This window comes from Pseudoalteromonas sp. AWM4_233 (genome assembly GCF_056158285.1).
This window is the reverse complement of record NZ_JBSWSZ010000150.1, coordinates 7,012-7,681: the sequence shown is the minus strand read 5'-3', so window position 1 is coordinate 7,681 and position 670 is coordinate 7,012. Positions and strand designations below refer to the sequence as shown.

At 36.9% G+C, this 670-nt stretch carries 2 protein-coding genes; both read left to right on the top strand.

The window, feature by feature from the left end; translation table 11 throughout:
- The first annotated feature begins 60 nt into the window (after positions 1-60).
- Positions 61-264, top strand: coding sequence for a hypothetical protein (locus ACXAC4_RS27825; RefSeq protein ID WP_475168540.1), 204 nt, complete (start codon positions 61-63; stop codon positions 262-264).
- 10 nt (positions 265-274) lie between these two features.
- Complete coding sequence (locus ACXAC4_RS27820) at positions 275-646, top strand: hypothetical protein (RefSeq protein ID WP_475168536.1); 372 nt, start codon at positions 275-277, stop codon at positions 644-646.
- Positions 647-670: the final 24 nt, after the last annotated feature.

Here is a 670-nt window from a genome sequence, read left to right as displayed (position 1 = left end):
AAGGTTAACGACGGTTAGATTCACCTCTTACACAGCACCTGAAGAGGGACAGAGCTTTTTTTGAAAATAGACTCTGATATCAGAAGAATAGCCAACTCAATCGACGAAGGTGTTGATGAGGAGCTCAGGCAAGCGTTATTCGACGTTTACAATCAGTTTTCGGTCACGTTGCAGCATTTAAACGCCTTAAAAAAGGGCACTGGAGATAAGCTTCGTGAGTATATAAGCAGTAAGAAAAAGCTAAAAGCGTATAACAATATTTAGGAAGTAACTCATGGCTGATGGCTTATTCAAAGAGCAATTAGACGGTTTAGACAAAAAGCTGTCAGAGACAGTTAAACTTAAAGAATTAGAAAATTTGTTTGCACAAGGTGCAAATATTAGGTTTGAGAAAAACCTTCAGTCTTTCGAAAAATATTACCCTGATATTGCTGAAGCGATAAAAAACTTTAAAACAGATAGTTTAGCTTTACATGTTTGTGAAGATGGTGATGCAAATATTATAGAGCAAGGTTCAGGTGTTGCTTTATATAGTGATCACCCAAGGAAACAGTCCCATGAGCAGGTTGATAATAACTTAAGAACTCCAACATTTTGTACTGTTAAGTATAGGTGCTGTGTAAGAGGTGAATCTAACCGTCGTTAACCTTAGCAATACGTAACGTTATTA